This window comes from Streptosporangium sp. NPDC049644, assembly GCF_040675205.1.
Taxonomy (GTDB): Bacteria; Actinomycetota; Actinomycetes; order Streptosporangiales; family Streptosporangiaceae; genus Streptosporangium; species Streptosporangium fukuiense.
This window is the reverse complement of the sequence record NZ_JBFAOJ010000243.1, coordinates 1-2,046: the sequence shown is the minus strand read 5'-3', so window position 1 is coordinate 2,046 and position 2,046 is coordinate 1. Positions and strand designations below refer to the sequence as shown.

Below are 2,046 nucleotides of genomic sequence, written 5' to 3'. Positions count from 1 at the left end.
GCCGTGCTGGAGGAGCGCGGGGTGCGCACCAAGCGGTTGCGGGTGTCGCACGCGTTCCATTCGCCGTTGATGGATCCGATGCTGGAGGACTTCCGCGCTCTGGCGGGCACGCTCACCTACGATCAGCCGCGCATCGCGATCGTGTCCACCCTGACTGGTGAGCAGGCCACGGCCGAGCAGTTGTGTTCGCCGGATTATTGGGTGGATCAGGTGCGTGGCGCGGTTCGCTTCGCGGACGGTGTCCGTGTGCTGCACGCGCGGGGCGTGCGGGCCTATCTGGAGTTGGGCCCCGATGGCGTGCTGACCGCGATGGCCCAGGACACCCTGGCCGCCGACCCGGATCAGCCCGCCGAGGACCTGTTGACGGGGTCGGACGCGGTACTCGTGCCGGTGCTTCGCAGGGGTCGCGACGAGGAGCCGGCCATCATGTCGGCGCTGGCGGAGCTGCACGTGCACGGCGTGGTGGTGGATTGGCCGGCGGTGATTCCGAGTGGCCGCCGCGTGGAGTTGCCGACGTATGCCTTCCAGCGTCAGCGGTTGTGGCCTGATGGTGCCGGCTCCAGGGTGGGGAACGTGGTGGCCGCGGGCCTGATCTCGGCCGGACACCCGCTCCTGGGGGCCGCGGTGGGGCTCGCCGGTTCCGATGGGGTGTTGCTGACCGGGCGGTTGTCGCTGCGGTCGCATCCGTGGCTGGCCGACTACGCGGTGATGGGTTCGGTGGTGGTGCCGGGCTCGGCATTCGTGGAGCTGGCCGTACGGGCGGCCGACCAGGTCGGGTTCGACGCGGTCGAGGAGCTGACCCTGACCGCGCCGCTGGTGCTGGGCGAGGACGACGCGGTCGCGGTGCAGGTGTGGGTGGCGGCGGGAGAGTCCGGCCGTCGTGCTGTGAGCATCTACGCCCGGCCGGTCGAGGCCGCCGACGAAGAGACGTGGGTCGAGTACGCGACCGGTGTGCTGGTGTCCGGCGGTCCGGCTGTGGCGCCGTTCGATGCGGCGGTGTGGCCGCCGCAGGGCGCCTCCGTGATCGAGTTGGACGGGTTGTACGAGCGGCTGGCCGATGGCGGGCTGAGTTATGGGCCGGTGTTCCAGGGGTTGCGGGCGGCGTGGCGGGGTGCCGATGGTGCGGTGTTCGCGGAGGCCGTGCTGCCCGAGGAGGTGGAGTCGAGCGCGGGTTCGTTCGGGATGCATCCGGCGCTGCTGGACGCGGCGCTGCACGCGGTGGCCTTCGCTGGGCTGAGCGACTCCGACGATCTGGTGCTGCCGTTCTCGTGGGGCGGGGTGTGCCTGCACGCGGGTAGCGCCTCGGTATTGCGGGTGCGGCTGGTCAGGACGGGTGATGATTCGGTCTCGGTGAGCGCGGTGGACGCCGTCGGGGCGATGGTGTTCTCGGCGCGGTCGCTGGTGTTGCGGCGGGTGTCGGCCGATCAGTTCGCGGTCGCCTCCGGTGGTCGTGGCGTGGGAAGGGATCCGCTGTTCGGGGTGGAGTGGACGCCGCTGGCGGAGCTCGCGGCGGCCGAGGTGTCGCCGGTGGCGGTGCTCGGTCCTGACCGGCTGGGTGTCGCCGCCGCTTGGGAGGCGGCCGGTGGGTCGGCTCAGGTGCACGCGGATGTGGCGTCTTTGGCCGAGACGGGTCCGGTTCCGGGTGCGGTGCTGGCCGAGGTCGTCTCCGATCCGGTGGACGGGGTGGCGGAGTCGGCCCATGAGCTGACCGCCCGGGTGCTGGCGGTGGCGCAGGAGTGGTTGGCCGATGACCGGTTCGCCGATTCCCGTCTGGTGGTCGTAACCCGGGGCGCGGTCGCGGCGGGTGACGATGAGGTGGTCACCGATCTGGCGGCCGCGGCGGTGCGGGGTCTGGTGCGCAGCGCGCAGTCGGAGAACCCGGGCCGGTTCGTCCTGGTCGATCTGGACGATCAGGAGTCGTCGCTGCAGGCCCTGTGCGGTGTGCTGGGTTCGGTGCTGGCGTCGGGCGAGCCGCAGGTGGCGGTGCGCGGTGGTGAGGTGCGGGTCGCCCGCCTGGCTCGCGTGGCACTGGCGGAAGAGGCGGTG

Annotated in this window: 1 protein-coding gene; it reads left to right on the top strand. The window is 71.8% G+C overall.

The annotated features are described in order from the left end of the window. Positions 1-3: 3 nt before the first annotated feature. Positions 4-2,046, top strand: a 2,043-nt coding sequence (locus tag AB0J58_RS44795; protein ID WP_364227906.1) for a polyketide synthase dehydratase domain-containing protein, incomplete at its 3' end; no start/stop codon positions are given.